Source organism: Solemya elarraichensis gill symbiont, from assembly GCF_002021095.1.
Taxonomy (GTDB): Bacteria; Pseudomonadota; Gammaproteobacteria; order Chromatiales; family Chromatiaceae.
In genome coordinates this window covers 1-2,197 of record NZ_MPRK01000273.1, presented here as the reverse complement: position 1 = coordinate 2,197, position 2,197 = coordinate 1, and the positions used below count along the sequence as shown (strand labels likewise).

The following is a 2,197-nucleotide window of genomic DNA, read 5'->3' as shown; positions in this document are numbered from 1 at the left end:
CTGGGCGTACGGCAGAGTGTGATTTTCGCGGCCGTCATTACGGTACTGGAAGTCGGAGCACTGATTGTGATCAGCCTGTCTGGAGCTCCCTTGTTGGCAGATGCACCCTTGCTGCTGAAGGTCGTGACGCCTCCCTCGGATGCCGTGGCCTGGGCGGCGGTTTTCTCGGCAAGCATCATTGCCTTCTTTGCCTTCATTGGCTTTGAGGATATGGTGAATATGGCAGAGGAGACAGTTGATCCGCACAAAGTCATGCCCAAGGCCATTATCCTCACCCTGCTGATCACGGTGGTCTTGTATGCGCTGATTTCTACGATTGCAGTAGCATTACCCAACCGCGAAGCCTTGACCAGCAGCAGCGCGCCGCTAGCGGTACTTTTCGAAGCAGTTACCGGGTTAAGCGGAAAGCCGATTGCGATGTTGGCCTCCATTGCGATGGTCAACGGTATTCTCATCCAGATAATCATGGCCAGCCGCGTTACCTACGGCATGGCGCGGGAAGGCTTGATTCCCTCATGGTTTGGCAAGGTTGGTGAACGACACCGCACTCCCGGGCGAGCCATTGTGCTGGTCACACTGCTAATCGTGGTACTCGCTCTGGGTTTACCGCTGGTTCACCTGGCACAGGCAACCAGCATCGTGATCCTGGTGGTGTTCACCTCGGTCAACCTCTCCTTGTGGATTATCGGCAGCCGGAAAGAGTCGGCCTCGGTCTTGAAACGCTGGCGTTATTGGGGCGTGGTCGCTGCGCTTATGTCATCAGGCCTGCTGGTTGCCGAGACCTGGCGCATGCTGACTTGATTGGGTGATGTCGAAATCATCCTGGATAGTGACAAGAACTATACGCGTGAATTTGATAGCAAAGTACAATAAAGAATGAGGTCTGATGGTAATTAATAGTCCCAGTCCATAGGTTGCTGTAATTCAAAGCTGCACAATATAAAAGGCGGCTCAAAAGCCGCCTTTCTTTTCCTGAAACTCTATCCGATCAGGGTTTTATATAGGTATATCCTTGTGCCTGCAGGTGTGCCAACTCGGCAACGCCGCTAGCAACAACTGCACTTTCATCTGCATCATAGAGCTGATCAAGTGTAATCTTCTTGCCCTTGAGCGTGTTTGCGCAGACGTAGAAAGCGACATTCTGGCCTTTCAGGCCGGAAATTTTCACCTGCATTTCTGGTGTTGCATTGGCATGCTTCATTTTTGGCACGCTAGCGAGTTCGTCGGGCTCAAGCAGCAGCGAAAGGCCGTTGCCATGCATGACAACTTTCGCATCCAGGTTTTCAGCGCCAACTGCGTTGATGTGGTTCTGGATATTACGCAGTGCACCAGCTTGTGCCTTGGGATTGTCGTAATTGATATGGTAGACAACCTTCTGCTTGCCGTATTCTGCCTGCACATTCGAGGTAAAGAGCACCGCAACTGCCATTAGCAGAGTTGTTAATATTTTCATCTATTCTTCCTCTATTTCTTTGATGGTTAAACTAAACACATTTACTGGGAATCATCCCAATGACGGGGTGACGTTGGCACTTCTTTTGGCCCAATCGTCTTTCACACGGCCGTGAATAGGTGTAGATTTAAGTCTGTGGACCGGCGAAATGTCGGTTCCCGTACTAAGGCAGATGCACTCGGCGCAGTTTTATTCCAAAAATATTTAAAATAATCGGGAATAACCAGACGATTTCTGCATCTCTCTTAGAAGAGAGGAGGAAATACTACCAATGGCCATCATTGACAGGTTATGCGCAGCACGAGCGCTCAAACATCGTATTGCAGAGCGACGCGGTCGGCTTTTTAGGGTGGCTTATGCCTGGTGCAAGGATCGTCATCTCGCCGATGACCTGGTTCAAGAGGCTATTGAGAGGGCAATCAACAAGTGCCATCAGTTAAAAGACCCCTCTCGCCTCGACAGCTGGCTCTATTCAGTGCTGAATAACTGTTGGCGTGAACATCTCAGGATGCGGCGCGAGCACGTAGCTTTGAATGATGACGATCTGGTGTGTACTAACTGCCCCGAACGACAAAATACTTCCGGTGAGCTTGCTGCCCGGGTGATGGTGCTCATAGGACTCCTTCCCGACAATCAGCGCCAGGTGCTTACGCTCGTGGTACTGGAAGAGTTCAGTTACCGGGAAGTTGCGGAGATTCTGGACATTCCTGTCGGAACAGTTATGAGCCGCCTATCCAGGGCGCG

The 2,197-nt window shown here is 51.2% G+C and carries 3 protein-coding genes; 2 read left to right on the top strand and 1 reads right to left on the bottom strand.

Annotated elements, in window-relative coordinates:
• Positions 1–801: APC family permease (locus BOW51_RS10065; protein WP_217349034.1), on the top strand; the 801-nt coding region annotated here is incomplete at its 5' end.
• A 187-nt stretch (positions 802–988) separates the two neighbouring features.
• Here the strand turns inward: BOW51_RS10065 and BOW51_RS10060 are convergent.
• The gene (locus BOW51_RS10060; protein WP_078477600.1) at positions 989–1,453 is read right to left on the bottom strand and encodes a DsrE family protein; all 465 of its coding nucleotides are present in this window, start codon (positions 1,451–1,453) and stop codon (positions 989–991) included.
• A gap of 271 nt (positions 1,454–1,724) precedes the next feature.
• Here BOW51_RS10060 and BOW51_RS10055 point away from each other — a divergent pair.
• A partial coding sequence (locus tag BOW51_RS10055) for an RNA polymerase sigma factor (protein ID WP_078477599.1) occupies positions 1,725–2,197 on the top strand: 473 nt, incomplete at its 3' end.